Annotated in this window: 17 protein-coding genes and 1 riboswitch; of the genes, 12 read left to right on the top strand and 5 right to left on the bottom strand. The window is 45.5% G+C overall.

What is annotated here, in order from left to right:
* Nucleotides 1–317 precede the first annotated feature (317 nt).
* The 9 genes from K1X61_01180 to K1X61_01140 all read left to right on the top strand — a co-directional run bounded on the left by K1X61_01180 (nucleotide 318) and on the right by K1X61_01140 (nucleotide 10,280).
* The gene (locus tag K1X61_01180; protein MBX7107235.1) at nucleotides 318–3,290 is read left to right on the top strand and encodes a PAS domain S-box protein; all 2,973 of its coding nucleotides are present in this window, start codon (nucleotides 318–320) and stop codon (nucleotides 3,288–3,290) included.
* 78 nt (nucleotides 3,291–3,368) lie between these two features.
* A riboswitch (TPP riboswitch) is annotated at nucleotides 3,369–3,466 on the top strand.
* A gap of 106 nt (nucleotides 3,467–3,572) precedes the next feature.
* Nucleotides 3,573–3,776 (top strand): sulfur carrier protein ThiS, encoded by a 204-nt coding sequence (thiS, locus tag K1X61_01175; protein MBX7107234.1) that lies wholly within the window; start codon nucleotides 3,573–3,575, stop codon nucleotides 3,774–3,776.
* 66 nt (nucleotides 3,777–3,842) lie between these two features.
* A complete protein-coding gene (thiC, locus tag K1X61_01170; GenBank protein MBX7107233.1) occupies nucleotides 3,843–5,726 on the top strand; it encodes a phosphomethylpyrimidine synthase ThiC in 1,884 nt (627 codons plus the stop codon).
* Nucleotides 5,727–5,795: 69 nt separating this feature from the next.
* On the top strand, nucleotides 5,796–6,425 hold the full coding sequence (locus tag K1X61_01165) for a thiamine phosphate synthase (GenBank protein ID MBX7107232.1): 630 nt from the start codon (nucleotides 5,796–5,798) through the stop codon (nucleotides 6,423–6,425).
* A complete protein-coding gene (locus K1X61_01160) occupies nucleotides 6,401–7,177 on the top strand; it encodes a hydroxymethylpyrimidine/phosphomethylpyrimidine kinase (GenBank protein ID MBX7107231.1) in 777 nt (258 codons plus the stop codon). Before K1X61_01165 ends, K1X61_01160 begins: the two co-directional genes overlap by 25 nt.
* Nucleotides 7,170–7,835 (top strand): thiamine phosphate synthase, encoded by a 666-nt coding sequence (gene thiE, locus K1X61_01155; protein MBX7107230.1) that lies wholly within the window; start codon nucleotides 7,170–7,172, stop codon nucleotides 7,833–7,835. The genes K1X61_01160 and thiE overlap by 8 nt, the downstream gene beginning before the upstream one ends.
* On the top strand, nucleotides 7,832–8,602 hold the full coding sequence (locus K1X61_01150; GenBank protein ID MBX7107229.1) for a thiazole synthase: 771 nt from the start codon (nucleotides 7,832–7,834) through the stop codon (nucleotides 8,600–8,602). The genes thiE and K1X61_01150 overlap by 4 nt, the downstream gene beginning before the upstream one ends.
* Before the next feature lie 144 nt (nucleotides 8,603–8,746).
* On the top strand, nucleotides 8,747–9,877 hold the full coding sequence (thiH, locus tag K1X61_01145; GenBank protein MBX7107228.1) for a 2-iminoacetate synthase ThiH: 1,131 nt from the start codon (nucleotides 8,747–8,749) through the stop codon (nucleotides 9,875–9,877).
* A gap of 100 nt (nucleotides 9,878–9,977) precedes the next feature.
* Nucleotides 9,978–10,280 carry a rhodanese-like domain-containing protein gene (locus K1X61_01140; protein ID MBX7107227.1) on the top strand — a complete coding sequence of 101 codons (303 nt, stop codon included), beginning with the start codon at nucleotides 9,978–9,980 and terminating at the stop codon, nucleotides 10,278–10,280.
* On the opposite strand, the gene K1X61_01135 is transcribed toward K1X61_01140, so the two are convergent.
* The 4 genes from K1X61_01135 to K1X61_01120 form a co-directional block, all read right to left on the bottom strand.
* On the bottom strand, nucleotides 10,272–11,312 hold the full coding sequence (locus K1X61_01135) for a DUF3089 domain-containing protein (protein MBX7107226.1): 1,041 nt from the start codon (nucleotides 11,310–11,312) through the stop codon (nucleotides 10,272–10,274). The genes K1X61_01140 and K1X61_01135 overlap by 9 nt on opposite strands.
* A gap of 40 nt (nucleotides 11,313–11,352) precedes the next feature.
* Complete coding sequence (locus K1X61_01130) at nucleotides 11,353–12,531, bottom strand: prolipoprotein diacylglyceryl transferase (GenBank protein ID MBX7107225.1); 1,179 nt, start codon at nucleotides 12,529–12,531, stop codon at nucleotides 11,353–11,355.
* 410 nt (nucleotides 12,532–12,941) lie between these two features.
* Nucleotides 12,942–14,306, bottom strand: a complete 1,365-nt coding sequence (gene mtaB, locus K1X61_01125) for a tRNA (N(6)-L-threonylcarbamoyladenosine(37)-C(2))-methylthiotransferase MtaB (protein ID MBX7107224.1) — start codon at nucleotides 14,304–14,306, stop codon at nucleotides 12,942–12,944.
* Nucleotides 14,307–14,424: 118 nt separating this feature from the next.
* Nucleotides 14,425–14,877: a hypothetical protein gene (locus K1X61_01120; GenBank protein ID MBX7107223.1), complete on the bottom strand. Its 453-nt coding sequence runs from the start codon at nucleotides 14,875–14,877 to the stop codon at nucleotides 14,425–14,427.
* 194 nt (nucleotides 14,878–15,071) lie between these two features.
* Here K1X61_01120 and K1X61_01115 point away from each other — a divergent pair, with 194 nt between their 5' ends.
* The 3 genes from K1X61_01115 to K1X61_01105 all read left to right on the top strand — a co-directional run bounded on the left by K1X61_01115 (nucleotide 15,072) and on the right by K1X61_01105 (nucleotide 18,451).
* Nucleotides 15,072–16,046: a Gfo/Idh/MocA family oxidoreductase gene (locus K1X61_01115; protein ID MBX7107222.1), complete on the top strand. Its 975-nt coding sequence runs from the start codon at nucleotides 15,072–15,074 to the stop codon at nucleotides 16,044–16,046.
* Nucleotides 16,047–16,165: 119 nt separating this feature from the next.
* Complete coding sequence (locus K1X61_01110) at nucleotides 16,166–17,023, top strand: hypothetical protein (GenBank protein ID MBX7107221.1); 858 nt, start codon at nucleotides 16,166–16,168, stop codon at nucleotides 17,021–17,023.
* 6 nt (nucleotides 17,024–17,029) lie between these two features.
* Entirely contained in the window at nucleotides 17,030–18,451 is a 1,422-nt protein-coding gene (locus K1X61_01105) for a sugar transferase (protein ID MBX7107220.1), read from the top strand.
* Between the two features lie 57 nt (nucleotides 18,452–18,508).
* Here the strand turns inward: K1X61_01105 and K1X61_01100 are convergent, their stop codons facing one another.
* Complete coding sequence (locus tag K1X61_01100) at nucleotides 18,509–18,955, bottom strand: PepSY-like domain-containing protein (GenBank protein MBX7107219.1); 447 nt, start codon at nucleotides 18,953–18,955, stop codon at nucleotides 18,509–18,511.
* Nucleotides 18,956–18,965: the final 10 nt, after the last annotated feature.

Here is an 18,965-nt window from a genome sequence, read left to right as displayed (position 1 = left end):
TTTAACTCAAGTTGACAGTAACTTCTTATGTGTATTGAATAAAAGTAATAGGTATGGGTAAAAATAGAAAAGAAACATGCGATTCCAAATAATTCAGGAAACAAATCTAAAGGGTGCAGGAACTAAGCAGATGTAATTGTTGCGCTGCTGTCAGCAGCTGGACTGAATGCATCGAAGTTATCGCTTCGATTCAAATCATCCTGTTATTACCTGTTGATCTGCCAGGCGGTTAATCAATGTATGCGGCCTTTTGGCGGAAAATGTTGCTAAATTCGTAGTACAATCAGCGGTTCACATCAAGTGGCACGACACAGTTTATGAATGCATTGCTTACTGACATCAGTTACTTCAGGATTTTTGAAAACCTGGAGGTGGCACTGGCCATTGAAGATGAGTCAGGGCTTATCATCCAGGTCAATAAAAATTTCTGTGACCTGACCGGCTATGGCAGGGAAGAATGGTTGCAGCAGGAGGGTATCGGGCTCCTCGTATCCGGTGAATGGCAGCATGACTATCAGCTTTTCAGGGATAAATGCCTGAAAGAAGATACGGCAGAAGCTGAGTTTTTACTCAAGAAGAAAAATGAACAGGGTTTCTGGGCACAAGTGCAGGCTGTGCCTGTGCACGATGATCAGGGGCACACCACCTGCCGGCTGATCAGTATGCACGATGTGACGGCGAAGAAGCAGCAGCTGGCGGAGATTAAGCGGAGTGATGACAGGCTGCGTTTCCTGCTGGAGGCTTCCTCGGAAGGCATACTTATTCATGAAAAAGGAATTATCACCGACCTGAATGATGCTACATTAAGAATGTTCGGTTACAGCCGCGAAGAAGTGATCGGGAAATCAATCTTCAGCTTCACGCCACAGAGAGAACACGCTAAAATCCTTGAAACCATCCGCAAAAATTTGCCAACACCGGTGGTACGTGAGATATACAACAAGAAAGGACAGATTCAGTATGTTGAACTGACGGGCAAAACAATCAATTACCAGGGTAAAGAGATAAGGCTGATTGTATTGAAGGATGTAACCGAAATGCGCGGCAAGCAGATCGAAGAGGAACGGCTTGTTTCCATCATTGAAGCCAGTCCGTTTATTGTTGCCATGATAGACCGTAAGGGGCTACGCTATATGAACCGCACCGGCAGGCAGCTGCTGGGTTTTGGCATGGAGGAGGATATTTCACGCCTTGGTTTGAAAAACCTGCTGACCAGGTCTGCTGAGGAAATGATTTTTAAAGTTGGATTGCCTGCAGCGATAAAGGATGGATCGTGGAAAGGACAAACAATGTTTAAGGCAAGGGATGGCCGTGAAATTCCGGTGGCACAGACCATCCTGGTGCATGTGGATGAAAACAATGAAGTTGATTTTTATTCAACAATAGCGGAGGATATATCGGAGCAAGAGCGTGCAGAACGGTTACTGGTGCTGAGCCGTGAGCGGCTGAAGTATTTCATGGAGGAAGGGCGTGAAGCTATTATCATTCATGAAAATGGAATGGTGATAGATTTTAATAACTCTGCTCAGAAAATGTTCGGTTATGAAGGCGACGAACTGAAAGGCAAAGAAATACTGAAGTTGTACGATACTTCTTTCCGAAAAGAAATGAAGCGCAGGATCATGATGGGTGAAAATTTTCTGGAAGAACTCGTCGGTGTTAAAAAGGATGGTAAGAAAATTGACATTGAAGTTTTTTCGAGGTCGCACATTTACCAGGGCAGGAATGTGCTGGTGGTGGGCATCATAGATATTTCTGCAAGAAAATCAGCGGAGCGCGCCTTGCGCAGCAGTGAGGTAAGGCTGAATGCGGCTATTGCCGGAACACAGGTTGGCATATGGGACTGGAACCTGATTACCAACAAGGTTACTTTTAATGAATCGTGGCGAAAATTGTTTGGCAGCAAGCCGGATACTGTTCCGCAGTATTTTGATGAATGGCAACAGACCATTCACCCTGCAGACCTGCCGGGATTATTGTTAAAGTTACGCCGGCACCTGTACGGCGAAACAGCCATGTTCCAGCATATTTACCGGGCAAAGCAGGCCGATGAAAAGTACATTGTTATAGAATCCAAAGGAAAGCTGGTGCGCGATGAATACAATATGCCGGTAAGTATAGTCGGCACTGCAGTGGATATCACTGAGCGGCAGGCAATGGAGGATGCGGTAAGAAAGAGCCAGGCACAGCTGCTCGCACTCATCGAAAACCGTGAAGAGGCTATCTGGTCGGTGGATGAGCATAAACGAATGCTCAACTTTAACAAGCCCATTGCCGATGCATTTAAAAACTACTACGGCATTAACATGAAGCAAGGCGCGCTGATTACGGATGGTTTACCTGCTGACGTGGCCGCCACGTGGTCAGCGCGCTACGACAGGTGTTTAACAGGTGATTCATTCAGCAAGGTGGATCATTATGATGTTGACGGAACAGATAATTTTATCGAATACTCGCTGAGTCCGATCAGGGTGGATGACGGAAGTATTATTGGCGTTTCTGTGCTTGGCAGAAATATTACGCAGCAAAAGATTTTTGAGAAATCGCTGCAGGAAGCCAAAGAGGCGGCAGAAGCGGCGAACCGCACCAAGAGCCAGTTCCTGGCAAATATGAGCCATGAAATAAGGACGCCGATGAATGGAATCATGGGCTTTACCGACCTGTTGCTGCAATCGAAGCTTACATCACAACAGCAGGAATATGTTGAAATTGTAAAGTATTCAGCTGACTCCTTACTGCTGCTGATCAACGACCTGCTGGATATATCAAAGATTGAATCAGGCAAACTGGAACTGATCAATAATACCTATGACTTCCGTGGCTTAATGAAAGATGTTGTCCGCTCCTTCAAACTAAAGGCAAAGGAGCAACGCATAAAGATTGAACTGAAGGTCGGCCGTGAAATACCGGTGCTGGTGTTTGGTGATGAGATGAGGTTCCGGCAGATACTGGTAAACCTTATCGGCAATGCGGTTAAATTCTCCAACGACGGACTTGTTACCGTGAGTAGTAAACTTTTAAAACGTGATGATGACAGGATTACCATACTCACGGAAGTGATTGATAATGGAATTGGCATTGAAGCAGCAATGCAGGAAATTATCTTCGAGCCATTTCACCAGATTGATACAATGCGCACGCGCAAATTTGGCGGCACCGGCCTGGGCTTGTCTATTGCACGCAAGCTGGTAAACATGATGGGCGGTGAAATTCAGGTTGAAAGTGAACCGGGAAAAGGAAGCCGGTTCTATTTTACCATTGATGTTACCCTCCCAAAGGTTTCAGGTTAACCAGCTTCATTTGCATGTGGTTACTATCCATTAGTTATTTAAGCGTATTGTACCGTTTAATTTCATAATTTCGTTTCAAGAAAACTTTAGGGGTGTCCCTTTTACCTGGGGCTGAGACGAAACCCTTAACACCTGATCAGGGTAATTCCTGCGAAGGGAAAAGTTAAATGGATCCCGCCCTTCAGTTTTCTTGCTTTTATCATTTTAATGAAATACACTTTGTTTATCAGGCTGCTGCTTGTAATACCGGCAGAACGGTCAGCATGGACAAAATGAGTTATTATGAAAATTAAAGTCAACAGTAACTGGCTCGAAGTTGAACAGGGAAATCACCTGCATGCTTTGCTGGAAAGTCTTTTACTGCATCAGAAAAGCGGAATGGCCGTTGCTGTGAACGCGACAGTGATACCGAAGAAAGACTGGCAGCAATTCGAATTGCGTGAAAATGATGAAATAATCATTATTGAAGCGGCGCAAGGTGGATGAATAGATAACACGTATCAATACATTAATCGCAGTAAGCAATAATTGCAATCCATAAAGAAAGAAAAGATGAAAGATCATCGTAAGCTACCGGATGCCGGTACCATTACCCGCACACCATTTCCGGCTTCAAAGAAAGTCTATGTGAAAGGACCGCTGCACAATATTGAAGTGGCCATGCGGGAAATTTCAACTTCAGATGAAATGGAGCTGAAGAACGGAACAGTGAAAAAGCAGCATGTCAGTGTTACGGTGTATGATTCAAGCGGGCCGTATACTGATCCGGCTGCAGCAGTGGATGTGCATAAAGGGCTGCATCCGTTGCGGCGTGAATGGATTTTAAAAAGAGGAGATGTGGAGGCGCTGAAGTCTTTCTCTTCGGCTTATGCAAATGAAAGGATGAATGACCGGGCGCTCCATGAAATCCATTTTAAAAATATACCCATGCCTTTACGGGCAAAGCAGGGACACAATGTTTCGCAGATGGCATATGCGAAGAAAGGCATCATTACACCTGAGATGGAGTATATCGCCATTCGCGAAAATCAGCGCACACATGAATGGAGTGAGCAATATGCTGACCTGAAAAAGCAGCATGCCGGTGAAAACTTTGGTGCAAGCCTTCCTGTAAAATTGATAACACCGGAATTCGTACGCGATGAAGTGGCACGAGGCCGCGCCATCATTCCTGCCAATATCAACCATCCGGAAAGCGAGCCAATGATAATTGGCCGTAATTTCCTGGTAAAGATCAATGCCAACATTGGCAATTCAGCCGTCAGTTCTTCCATTGAAGAAGAAGTGGAAAAAGCAGTGTGGGCCTGCCGTTGGGGCGCCGATACCATCATGGATCTTTCCACAGGAAAAAATATTCATGAGACCCGCGAATGGATCATCCGCAATTCACCGGTGCCTATTGGTACTGTGCCCATTTACCAGGCACTGGAAAAAGTTGGCGGTGTGGCCGAAGACCTCACCTGGGAAATTTATCGTGATACACTCATCGAACAGGCGGAGCAGGGTGTTGACTATTTTACAGTGCATGCCGGCGTATTGTTGAGATATATTCCGCTCACCGCCGGTCGTGTAACAGGAATCGTTTCCCGCGGAGGAAGCATCATGGCAAAATGGTGCCTTTCACATCATAAGGAGAGTTTTCTATACACCCATTTTGAAGACATCTGTGAGATCATGAAGGCCTATGATGTTTCATTTTCACTAGGCGACGGACTGCGTCCTGGCAGCATAGCCGATGCAAATGACAATGCGCAGTTTGCGGAACTGGAGACCTTGGGAGAATTGACAAAAGTGGCGTGGAAGCACGACATTCAGACCATGATAGAAGGGCCCGGACATATTCCCATGCAGTTGATCAAGGTGAACATGGAGAAGGAGCTTGATATATGCCATGAAGCACCTTTTTACACCCTTGGACCGCTTACCACCGATATTGCTCCCGGTTATGATCACATTACCTCAGCCATCGGCGCGGCAATGATTGGATGGTTCGGTTGTTCGATGCTATGTTATGTGACGCCCAAGGAGCACCTTGGCTTACCGAATAAGAAGGATGTGAAGGATGGAGTGATCGCCTACAAGATTGCGGCACATGCCGCCGATCTTGCAAAGGGACATCCGGGAGCACAGCTGCGCGATAATGCATTGAGTAAAGCACGTTTCGATTTTCGCTGGCAGGATCAGTTCAACCTTTCACTTGATCCCGACACGGCGCGTGAGTTTCATGATGAAACGTTACCTGCGGATAATGCCAAGGTGGCGCATTTCTGTTCGATGTGCGGCCCTAAATTCTGTTCGATGAAGATTACACAGGAGGTGCGCGATTATGCGGCGCAGTTAAAAATCAATGAAACAGTGTTAGTCGAAAAGGGGCTTGAAGAAAAGGCCCGTGAATTCGCGGAAGCCGGCGGTGAAATATATGTGAAGCAATCATAATCGTTGACGCTGTGCCTGCAGCTTGAAGTGATGATCCGCGGCAGCTACGGCAAATAATATTTTGGATAAATGAAAGTAGTGGTGATATCCAGTCCTGAAGAGGTAGCTGATGAAGTGAAAATCATGACCGCGCTTTTTAAAGCCGGCCTTGAAAGATACCACTTACGCAAGCCCAGGTTCAGCACTAACAAACTGCGGAGATTACTGAACAGGGTTCCGGTGGAATATCGTGACCGTATCGTCATTCATTCGCATCATGAGTTATGTGTACCATATAAACTCGCCGGCATTCATATCACTGAGCATCACCGTAAGCGGCATTACTGGCAAACATGGCTGCTGATGAAATACCTGAAGTTGAGGCGGCCACAGTTGGAAATCACGGCCGGCTTTCATACAATCGGTTCCTTAAGAACAGAGCGCTTTGATTATGCATATGTTTTTCTGAGTCCGGTTTTCGACAGTATCTCCAAGATTGGTTATCGCAGCACGTTTCATGAAGACTCTCTGCAGAAGGTCATCAGTAAGTCAGATTACAAGGTATTTGCATTGGGCGGTGTGGATGAAGATAAAATTGAAAAGGCGGCCGGGCTTGGATTTTATGGAGTGGCTTTGCTGGGCAGCATTTGGAAATCGGATGAGCCGGTAGAAAAATTCAAACGGGTACAGCATCTATGCAAAAGCAACGTCGCTACATAATCAGCCTTGCTGGGTTCGATCCTTCTGCCGGTGCCGGTATACTGGCCGACATTAAAACAGCTGAACAACTGGGCGTGTATGGATTGGGTGTTTGCACCGCACTTACCATGCAGACAGAAGACCGGTTTTACAAGGTGCGATGGATTGAGACGGAAGAAATTATTGCACAGCTGCAATTGCTGCTGGAAAAGTACCCTGTTGAATTTATGAAAATTGGCATAGTGGAAAGTCTTGATGAACTGAATACCATCCTGCACTATCTCCATTCGCACTTTCCTCACGTGAAAATAATCTGGGATCCAATAATCAATGCATCTGCCGGATTCGAATTTCATCATAACTACAAAACGGAGGAGTTTATAAACTGTTGTAAGAAAGTTTATCTCGTCACCCCGAATGCAGAGGAGGCGAAAGCATGGTTGAAAAATGAAGATGCATTAGCCGCAACAACCAGTTTGCAGCAATTCACGAATGTCTACCTGAAAAGTTATCCGTCTGAGGATGGAAAAATAACGGATGTACTGCTGCACGGCAATCAGCGGTGGAATTTTATTTCACCGGAATTGAATGGCTTTAGAAAGCATGGTTCAGGTTGTGTTTTGTCGAGTGCCATCACCGCATTACTTGCGCAGGGTCATGATCTAAAAAACAGTTGCGGGCAGGCAAAGGCTTACACATTTGAATTTTTAATGAGTACAATTGATTTGTTGGGAGAGCATCGTTTGATCAAACTGCTTTCGGCGTATGCGTAGACAGATTGCATCCCTGCACTATCTCACACAAGACCTGCCAGGTTTTACGCATACCGTGCAGGTCAGAATGGCTTGCGAAGCAGGCGTTTCCTGGGTGCAGCTTCGTATGAAAAATACGGAAAGGGATGAATGGCTGCAGGTTGCCAGGGAGGTACGCGCCATCACCCGTGCTTATGGCGCCACGCTGATCATCAACGATGATGCTGCGATAGCAAAGGAAGCAGGCGCAGATGGTGTTCACCTGGGGCAAACTGATATGCACTGGTCGGATGCTGTTAAGATGCTGGGAGAAAAGGCCATCATTGGCGTATCAGCGCATTCATGGGATGAATTGTGGAAACTTAAGGATGCTAAAGTGCACTATGCCGGATTGGGCCCCTTCCGTTTCACCAGCACAAAGGATAAACTGGATGCTGTGTTAGGACTGGCAGGAATACGGGACATCATGCGTATGATGCAGCAACATGCATTTTTTCTGCCGGTGATTGCAATAGGAGGCATTGAGCAGGCGGATGTGAAGCCACTGATGGAAACCGGTATTGCCGGCATTGCCGTATCTGGTGCCATCAATAAATCGGTGCATCCGCAGGAAGCTGCGCGGCAGTTCCTTGCTGAATTGATAAATACGTTTTCAGAAAACGAAATGAGAAATATATGAAAGACCTCATCATTGCCGGTCAGCGGTTTCAGTCACGCCTCTTACTGGGCAGCGGAAAGTTCAGTTCCATGCAATTGATGAAACAAGCCATAGCAGCATCGGGCACACAAATGGTAACCGTGGCACTTAAGCGGGTGGATGTTTCAAAGAATGATGAAGACATGGGCAAGTTCCTGAAGTCGCTGCCCATTCAGCTGTTGCCCAATACCAGCGGCGCAAGAAATGCAAGGGAAGCCATCCTTGCTGCAGAACTGGGCAGGGAAGCACTCGAAACAAACTGGCTGAAGCTGGAGATACATCCTGACCCAAGATATCTTTTGCCGGATCCGGTGGAGACCTTCCTCGCTGCAGAAGCATTGGTGAAATCGGGATTCATCGTATTGCCATATGTTAATGCCGATGCCGTTTTGTGTAAGCGGCTGGAAGAAGTGGGTACAGCGGCGGTGATGCCACTTGGCGCACCTATTGGTTCCAACAAAGGATTGCAGACAAGAGATATGCTGGAAATCATTATCCGCGAAAGTAATGTGCCGGTTATTATTGATGCAGGTATCGGTGCACCTTCACATGCTGCAGCAGCATTGGAGATGGGTGCCGATGCCGTGTTGGTAAATACGGCTATTGCCGTGGCGGAAGATCCTGCAAACATGTCAATGGCTTTTAAATGGGCAGTGGAAGCTGGCAGGCTTGCATATGAGTCAAGACTCGGAACCACTTCTTCATTCGCAACGGCCAGCAGTCCGCTTACAGCATTTCTGGAGGAATAACATGATGCAAAAACCAATGTGTATGGCAAAAGATACCGGAGCACTGCATTGTTTTTTCAGTGACGTCGCCGGAAGGTTTGATTTTTTTGCAGCAGGCGGCCGGTATTTTTTCCTGGCCAGCCAATTAAGAATAAGCAAGCAGCTATGACAGCAACAACAAATCTGTTCCGCCATGTATTCGACCAGTATTCCTGGGACGATGTCGCTGCACGTATCTATGCGTCGACCACAAGCGATGTGGAAAGAGCCATGCAAAAGGCAGGGAATGGCACGCCTGAAGATTTTATGGCACTTATTTCTCCTGCAGCAGAACGCATGCTCGAGCCTATGGCGCAATTGAGTCATCAGCTGACCTTACACCGGTTTGGTCATGTAATGCAGATGTATATTCCGCTCTACCTATCCAATGAATGCCAGAATATCTGCACCTACTGTGGATTCAGTCTCGATAATAAAATCGCCCGCATCACTTTAAATGAAGAGCAGCTATTGAAAGAGGTTGAAGTGATCAAGCGATATGGTTACGATCATGTATTGCTGGTAAGCGGTGAAGCAAACCAATCTGTTGGCACAGATTATTTTGAGAAGATGATTGCATTGATCCGCCCCTATTTTTCTAATATAATGCTGGAAGTGCAGCCGCTGGAACAGTTTGAATATGAAAGACTGATTAATGCAGGAGTAAATACAGTGCTCGTGTACCAGGAAACTTACCGGGAAGAAAACTACAGGCAATATCACCCGAAAGGCAAAAAGAGCAATTTCAATTACCGTTTACAAACTCCTGACCGACTGGGAATGGCAGGCGTACATCGCATGGGACTTGGGGTATTGCTTGGCCTTGAAGACTGGAGAGTGGATTCTTTCTACACAGCTTTACATCTTCACTACCTTGAAAAGCACTATTGGAAGACGAAGTATTCCATTTCATTTCCGAGGTTACGTCCGGCGCTCGGATGCCAGGAACCCAACCATCCGATCACCGACAGGCAACTGGTACAACTGATTTGTGCTTATCGCATATTCAATGAAAATGCGGAGTTGTCGTTGTCAACGCGTGAGTCACCTGTATTCCGCAATCATGCTGTTAAATTGGGCATCACTTCCATCAGCGCCGGATCGAGAACTGATCCCGGAGGATATGCTGCAAAGTTACAGGCACTCGAACAGTTTGAAATTGCGGATAACCGTTCGCCGGCCGCAGTGGCGGAGATGTTGATCTCCAATGGTTATGAGCCGGTATGGAAAGACTGGGACAGGGTATTTGCTGTATAGCGAAACATTGATTTGTTGTCGGAACATCAACCGCTGCGCAAATATTTTTTTTCACGGGCAGACACCTTACAACATTTACAATTTATTGAATTGGTCAAAAATGCAAACAGTAAAAGAAATGCTGCCTGAGGAACTGAAGCGGATGATGCAGTCAGGTGTCCGGTTTCAATTGATTGATGTGAGAGAGCCTGCTGAAAGAGAAGCCGCAAACATCGGAGGTGAATTTATTCCATTAGATGAGCTGATGTCGAACAGGCAAAGAATCGCCACAGACCGGCCTGTAATCATCTGTTGTAAAGTGGGCCTGCGCAGTCATATCGCCATTCAGCGGTTGCAGGAGAAGCAGGATTATAATAACCTTTACAATTTAAAAGGCGGAATCACCGCTTATCTATCAATGTGAGGAGGACGCGCTCCGGAATGATTCAATCCGCTGTTTTACGTTTCTCCGGATATTGAAATAGAAAAGATTATAATCTGCAACATGGTAATTTTTAATGTTCAGCAGCCTGCTGCCCCGGAAGTCGGGTTTGTCAATCCATAACATGCCATCATGAACCTGTGCATTGCAGAGTTGTGGGTACACTTTTTCAAAGTTTCTCAGAATGCCGCCTTCATTCAGGTTCGCACCACAAAAGGCTGAATCAGTCTTCCATGACAGCGGATTGGTACAGATGGCATGCGATAATCCATTATTGTAATATGGCGGATAATAGTTCCTGGCGTAGGTACTCCAGGTGCAATAGCATCCGGTTTGATCAGGCGTTTGGCAAGGTTGAAGAAAAGGGAGTGAATCCGGGTTAATCGGCATTCCGACGAGGTAAGCAACCACCAGCCGTTTCTTTAACGAATCATCTGTAAAATAATCCTGCAACAGATGCAAAGCATGTAAGGTGCCCTGACTGTGTGCGGCAATGATGACCGGCCTTCCGTTATTGTAGTGAGCAAGGTAATAGGCAAAGGCTGTGCTCACATCAGCATATGCAATATCAAGCGCTTTTTTTCCATCCGTTGCATCATCCTTGTAAAATGCGGAGATATGAGCCTGCCGGTAACGCGGCGCAAATACCCGGCAGGAACCATTAAAAACACTGGCCTGGTAAAGAATGGTACTCTCATCTGCTTCTTTATTGAGCACCGGATCATTCACATCGCCATTCCATTGGTATGCAGATGTTGGTTTGTAGGTGAATATGGTGGGATGAATAAAAAAAACATCGGCGATGGACAACGCTTCTCCATTGTTGTTGTTTTTTCCGGCAACACTGTCTGCCGGATCTTTTTTGAATGGAAGCGAAGCCCATGCATCAGCTGTTCCGTAATCAGGCGGAGGCGGAACAGGGCAGTCGCTGAAGCGGGTCTCCAGGATATATCGGTCAGCACTGCAGGAGCAGCATGACAGCAGTAGCAGCATCCATATAAGCTGAGTATTCACGAAACAACTTTAAGATGAATAAATTTTTAAGGTTTCCCTTTTATGTATCCTTATGAGATGTGGTATATTTTCTTCGTAAAAAAATAATGCCTGCAAGGCCTAAAACAATCATTCCGATAGCAATGAGTTGTGCCTGTGTAGCGGTGAAACCGGCATAATGATATTTGATGTCAACCCGGATTTTTTCTATAAAAAACCGCTCGATGCCGCCCAGTACCAGGTAGATGGAGAATAATATTCCCGGTACGGAAATTTTTTTTCGAACTATCCACAGCAAAATAAAGATGAGCAGTGCGGCAGTAATTTCATAGAGTGGTGTTGGGAACACAGGATTGGCCAGCATATAACAATACTTGCCTTCACAACCCGGAATTGGTATACCGTCCTGGTTAACATTATGCGGGTAATTGTAGGACCATGCCCAGTCGGGAAAAATAAACCAGCCTGGCTTTGGACTAAGGTTATCAATGCCCCAGTCACCGTCGCCGGCCACCTGGCAACCGATACGGCCAATACCATATGCAAGCATGAGGCCCGGTGCTGCAGCATCAAGCATGTGTAACATGGGTAACTTATTGCGGTAACAAAAATACAGGCAACCGGCAGCACCGAAAATCAAGCCGCCATAAAAGGCAAGACCGCTGAAAGAAAGCATCGAGCCAATGGGATCATGGAGGAAAGCGTCGAGATGTTCAAGGTTATCAAGAATCTTTGCACCCAGCAGCCCACTGATGGCAGCTACGATAGTAATATCACCAATCATCTGCCGTGGCCAGACCTGGATGATTTTTTCTTCGGGTTCCGGCAAGCGTTCTTTTTCCTTTTCGCGGTATTTCAGGTAAAGCAGCAGCGCACCCATGGCGATACCGCCCAACAGGTTGCCGCGTGTGGAAAGAATGAATGCCTGCGGATTATCGGTAAAATCTTTCAGGTCAAGCACGATGGCGATAAGCTTGAAACCGATAATAAAACCGGTGATACCATTGGTCACCAGGTCCGTTACACTGGCAGGCTCACCGATTTTGACTTTGCGGGGCAAAGGCAACAACAACTTTTCATTTTCTTTTCTCTTTACTTCAAGATACAATGTCCATGCAGCTGCCAAAAATGCCATTGCCATCATAAATCCAAAACTTTGCAATGCATAGAACAGGGTGAAAACGCCGCTGAGTTTTGTATTAAAAAGGTCTTCCAATAAATATCCTAAGTTGGGGTACATGAACGGTCGGTGTATGGATGGAATAATGTAACAGGCAGCATTAACGGTAATTTATTGCCCGCTATTTTTTACAAAGATGCTAAACTTCAAGAAACCGCTGTACTGCACGGCGTGAAGATGGCCGTGTTGGGTGTTCTTTGACTGCGGAGCCCTTAATACTAATTGCGATACTGATATCATTAAAAACAATTGAGGGGTTGCGATTGCAGATGAAAAGGAACAGGATTCAATACACGGAACAATTCAGCGCCGTGATCTTTCAATGTTGACGTAACGTGCACAATGCAGGTTTATCGTTTCGGCTGGAGCTATTTTTTTTCGTATACAGCTTGGCCGGGAATTTTTATTCATGCAAAAGAAAAAATGGATAAACAGGAATACGAGTTGTACTGTGAATCTCCAACGGTAATTTATCCAGGTACCATTTGTGCCGGTGCCGTCATTTTCTCAGATACGATTTCTCCATGAACCCAGTCTTCCATATTTGCTTTTAAACATACAGTAGCCATTTTTCCGCTTAACAATGCAGACTGGTTTACTTTCACTTTAACATAGTTATCTGTAAATCCTTCCTGCATAGATGGTGTTGAAGGCTGCTCAAACAATACATCTCTTTTTGTTCCCAGTTGTTGCCGGTAAAATTCCTGCCGTTTTTTTTCGGAGAGTATGCGCAGCATCCTGGTTCTATCCTGCCTTACCTGCAGTGGTACCTTGCCATCCAGTGCAGAAGCCACGGTATTTTCGCGTTCAGAATAGGTAAATACGTGCAGATAGCTGACATCAAGTGCGTTAATGAAATTATATGATTGCAGGAATTCTTCGTCTGTCTCGCCGGGAAATCCCGTGATAACATCCACGCCGATACAACAGTGGGGAATGAGAGATTTTATCCTGGCAACCCGACCGGCATACAAAGCGGAAAGATAACGGCGCTGCATCCTCTTCAGAATATTATCGGAACCTGATTGCAATGGAAGATGAAAGTGCGGCATGAAGCGCCTTGATTGCGCCACAAATTCAATTATTTCATCTTTCAGCAGATTGGGTTCTAAGGATGAAATACGAAACCGTTCGATACTGCTTTCCCTGTCAAGTGACTTAATAAGCCCGAAAAATGTTTCAGGCCTTTTTCCTGATAAGGGATCATGAATTCCGAAATCACCAATATTCACGCCTGTCAGCACCACTTCCCTGATGCCCAGTTCAGCAAGCAGATCTGACTGTGCTATCACATGACGGATGGTATCGCTGCGGCTTTTACCGCGTGCCAATGGGATCGTGCAGAAGGTGCAACTGTAGTCACAGCCGTCCTGTACTTTCAGAAAAGCCCGCGTTCTTTCTCCTGTAGAATAGCTGCTCTCAAAAAGCCGGACGTCTGCTACATCACAGGAATGAATGGCGCCCTTTTCTGCCGGCATCTTTTTTTCAGGCAGCGTTTTGAGGTAATCGGCCAACCTGAATTTTTCTTTTGCGCCGAGCACGAGATCAACTCCTTCAATGGAGGCTATCTCATCTGGTTTCAATTGTGCATAGCAACCGATGATAACTATTTGCGCGGCCGGGTTATACCGGAGGGCTTTACGCACGATCTGCCGGCATTCTTTATCTGCATTTTCCGTTACGGAACAGGTATTGATAACCACCACATCCGGTGTTTCATGCAAACTCACTTTCATGAATCCATCTGCTTCCAGCTGCCTGGAGATAGATGATGTTTCTGAAAAATTCAGCTTACATCCGAGCGTATGAAAGGCGATTGTTTTTGTTGTAAGCATGCACTATACATTAGAATTAAAACGGTCCTGTTCATCAACCGAATCAGGCAGCATGCAAAAAAAGTTTGCTGCAAATGGTAGTAGATCCGGAGTGCTGTAATATCAAACAGGACAAGCTTTATTTTTTTCCAAAAAGACCGCTCAACCCGCCAAGCATATCGCCGATACCACCTTTGCCGGTAAGCGAACCTGCAATTTTCGTGATCGTGCCCATATCGATGTTGCCCAGTTTGCCTCCCTGCAGCAACCCGATGATATCATTCAATCCGCCTGAGGAAATCTTTGAGACAAGGTCTTTGGTCAAGTTGGGATTTGAACTGAGAGCGCCGGACACCATGCTGCTTAACTGAGAAAACAATGCATTGCTTTCATTCGGTGTGTTCTTATTGAAGAGGTCGGTTACCTGGCTGAGATCCAGTTTGCCTGATGAAAGTTGATCCGTAAAAAATCCACCCACTGCATCCGTTATGGATGAAGCTGCGCTGGTGGCTTGTTTACTGTCGAGGCCGTATTTGGTTCCTAACATACCGGCGATGTCGCCTGAATGCTGATTGATGAGTTCTTTTATCATAAGTTCTTTTTTTAGGTGGATAAAGGTAATCATTGTGTGTGAATGGAAACCGGGTGCTGACTGCATTGGGTAAACTAATTCCTTTGCATTCACATCAGCTTTTAACCGGCAGGTGTGTCCCGCCACACTTCTTGTATTCATCCGTCATTTCATTTACTTATTTTTGCGCCGATTTTAAGAATCCTCTGTTGAGTATGATAAAGATAGGAGTGCTGGGTACCGGACATTTGGGAAAAATCCATCTTAAGCTCATTCGGGAAATACCTGAATTTGAACTGGTAGGTTTTTTTGATCCGAATGATGAGAATGCGGTTCAGGCTGCCCGGGAATTTGGTGCCACGCGCTTTGATAACTTGGATGAACTGATCGGGCAGGTAGATGCGGTGGATATTGTTACCAATACCTTGTCGCATTATGAATGTGCGGTAAAGGCCATTAAAAGATCAAAGCACATATTTGTTGAAAAGCCTTTAACGAATACGCTGCAGGAGGCACATGACCTCATTAAGCTTGCCGAGGAGGCCAGGATAAAGGCGCAGGTTGGCCATGTGGAGCGGTTCAATCCGGCTTTCCTGGCGATCAAATCGCATTCCCTGAACCCGATGTTCATTGAGACACACCGTCTTGCACAGTTTAATCCCAGGGGAACGGATGTACCCGTTGTGCTTGACCTGATGATTCATGATATTGATATTATCCTGAGCATGGTGAAGTCTACCGTGAAACGTATCAGCGCCAGCGGCGTGGCAGTGATTTCTCATTCACCCGATATTGCAAATGCAAGAATTGAGTTTGATAATGGCTGCGTCGCAAATATTACCGCCAGCCGCATCTCTTTAAAACAAATGAGGAAGATGCGCATGTTTCAGAGAGATGGTTACATAAGCGTTGATTTTCTCGACAAGAAGGCGGAGATCATCCGGCTTTCCGATAAGCGCGACAGCGATAATCCCTTTGCCATTGAGTTAAGTACGGGTGATACCGAAACCAAGGTGATAAATTTTGAACGACCTGAAGTAAAACCCATTAACGCTATTAAAATGGAGCTTGAGTTATTTAATGAAGCAATAGCTGCCGATAAAGAGCCGCCTGTTACCCTGCTTGATGGCTACAATGCCATGAATATTGCCTATCAGATTATTGAAAAAATTGAGCGTACCAATTCCTGATCTGTCTGTTGATGCCGGTCTCCCTGCAACCTTTTTTTGGTGATAAATATTTTTTGGGTTATTGATAATAACATATGCCCGGCATCGTTGTCCCTTTACAATTCATTAACCTATTTGATTTGAGAATTTCTACCCTCACCCAGTATATTCTATCCATTGGGCTTATCGCAGCCATAACGCCTTCGTGTGAACTAATCAATCCGGCAGAACAGATACCGGCCTATCTCCAGGTAGATAATGTCACGCTTTCGACCAATTCGGGGCAGGGTTCGGCATCCCATAAGATTACCGACGTTTGGATTGATGCGGATAATGCAGCCCAGGGCGTTTATGAAATACCCAAGGTCTTTCCGCTGCTGAATAATGGTGCAACTTACCTGATCATCAGCGCGGGTATTCTTGACAATGGTATTTCATCCACCAGGGCTATTTACCCCTTTTATTATCCTGATACGCTGACATTGGATCTGGAAGCCACCAAAGTATATAAGCTCACTCCGCATTTTTCCTACCGTACAAATGCCAAATTTTCCTTCATCGAAGACTTTGAAGCGGGCAACCTTTTCAGTCTTATTGCAGGAGATACGGGCCTCATTCGTACCAGTGCCACTGCCAATGTATTTGAAGGTAATTTCTCCGGTTATATTTATCTGGACAGTAGCCACAATCTTTATGAAGGGAGAACAACTACTTCATTTACCATTTCGAGGGGAAGCCCGGTTTATGTTGAGCTGAATTATAAATGCGACCAGCCTTTTGAAGTCGGAATATACGGCACTACCGATGTTGGTCATACCTCATTGTACAAGTGGAATATCAATCCAAAAGATACCTGGAACAAGATTTACCTCAATATGGGACAGGATGTCTTGTCGATGGATGCCACGTCGATTCAGATTCAGATCAGGGCAGTATTTGATAATACACAGGATAGCGGTCATATCTATCTTGACAACATTAAACTGGTGAGCAATTAGGGCAGCATGAAAGAAACGATTCAACAAAAAGGTATTGTGCCCTATGCTATAACGGACTATCTGATGGCATTGCTGTCGTGGGCTCTTTTTTTTATCGTACGGAAGCTTTGCATTGATAACTATCCCATTGAACAGTTCCCGCAATTCTTAAATGATCCAAGGTTTATCCAGGGCATTGTCATCATTCCTTTCGGCTGGCTGCTTTTGTATTTTGTAACAGGAACCTATACAAGCATCTATCTCAAGAGTCGTGTTGGTGAAATGACGAGGACGCTTTTTGTGACTATGGCAGGCGTTATCCTGCTTTTTTTCAGCGTGTTAATTGACGATCAGGTACAGGGCTATCGTGATTATTACAGTTCTGTATTTATTCTTTTTGTGATCCATGTTGTGCTCACCATTATCGGCAGACTTATTGTGCTGAATGCGGGAAAGCGGCAGATGATCAATGGGCAGGTTTATTTTCCCACATTGTTTATAGGCGGCAACAAACGTGCGATTGAAATATACCAGGAGATCAACGGGAAATCAAAATCACAGGGCTACCGCTTCATTGGTTTCGTTGATACCAACGGCAATGGCAATGGATTGAGCACCTACCTGCCCAAGCTGGGCGCACTCACCAGTCTTGAAGAAATTATCATGTCGCATTCCATAAAGCAGGTCGTCGTGGCGATTGAATCTTCTGAACATCATCAGCTTAAGGAAATCCTGAATCAACTGGCTGATAAAAATGTAATTATCAAGATTGTGCCCGACATGTTTGATATTCTCACAGGCTCAGTCAGAATGAATCACTTGTTGGGAGCGTCTTTTATTGAAATTTACCCGCAGCTGATGCCTGAATGGCAGTGCATCATGAAGCGCATGCTCGATATCACCATATCGGGTACACTCCTCATCATGCTGCTGCCACTGTATATTTTTGTTGCCATCAAGGTAAAGCTCTCGTCGCCGGGCAGCATCATATATTCGCAGGAAAGGATCGGCATTTACAATAAGCCTTTTAAAATTTACAAGTTCAGAAGCATGTTTACGAATGCGGAGACCAACGGTCCATTATTGTCATCGCATGAAGATCCGCGCATCACTTCCTGGGGACGTATTATGCGCAAATGGAGGCTCGACGAACTGCCGCAGTTTTATAATGTACTGAAAGGCGAAATGAGCATTGTAGGCCCGCGGCCTGAACGGAGGTATTATATCGACCAGATTCTGATGCAGACAAGTGATTACAAACACCTGCTTCGTGTAAAACCCGGCATCACCTCGCTCGGTATGGTGAAATTCGGATATGCAGAAAATCTGAATCAGATGATATCCAGGATGAAATATGACCTTTTATATATTGAGAATATGTCACTGATGCTTGACTTCAGGGTATTGCTTTATACCTTCAGAACAATTTTACAGGGAAGAGGAAAGTAAGACAACTATGATGCAGTTCACTGTCAGTGATCCGCCTCATGTGCGCCTACCTCGAAATTAATTCTTCGGCCCTTTCATGATCAGGTTACCTTCTCCGTCGAAAATAAACTGCATTGCTTTCCCGTCTTTTTTAACATCAGCAGAATATTGCCTGCCTTTGGCTTTGGTATCTGAAGCATAGTATTTTGTCACCTTATCAGCATTGGCAGGATTAGAGAGGTAGGAGCTTGCCGCTGCCGGAAATTCTTCAGCCGTAATTTCACAATCGGTGCTAACCCATCCTCCGGTAGTAAGAAAAATGGCATTACACTTTTTGCCATTATCGCTGAAGTTCGCTTCGATAAATCCGGCATCCGACTGCTTCCAGTAAACGCCCTTGGCAGCAGGATACTTTTCCTGCATTTTGTTTTTCACCACCTGTGGAACAAGGCTGGCGTTGATGGTTTGCGCTGACACATAATTTGTCAATACAACCAATGCTACTATTGCGATTATCTTTTTCATGGTATTACGT

The organism is Chitinophagales bacterium (genome assembly GCA_019694975.1).
Lineage (GTDB): Bacteria > Bacteroidota > Bacteroidia > Chitinophagales > UBA10324 > JACCZZ01.
Note: the sequence above shows the minus strand (reverse complement) of the source record. Positions and strands in the feature narration are given on the sequence as shown.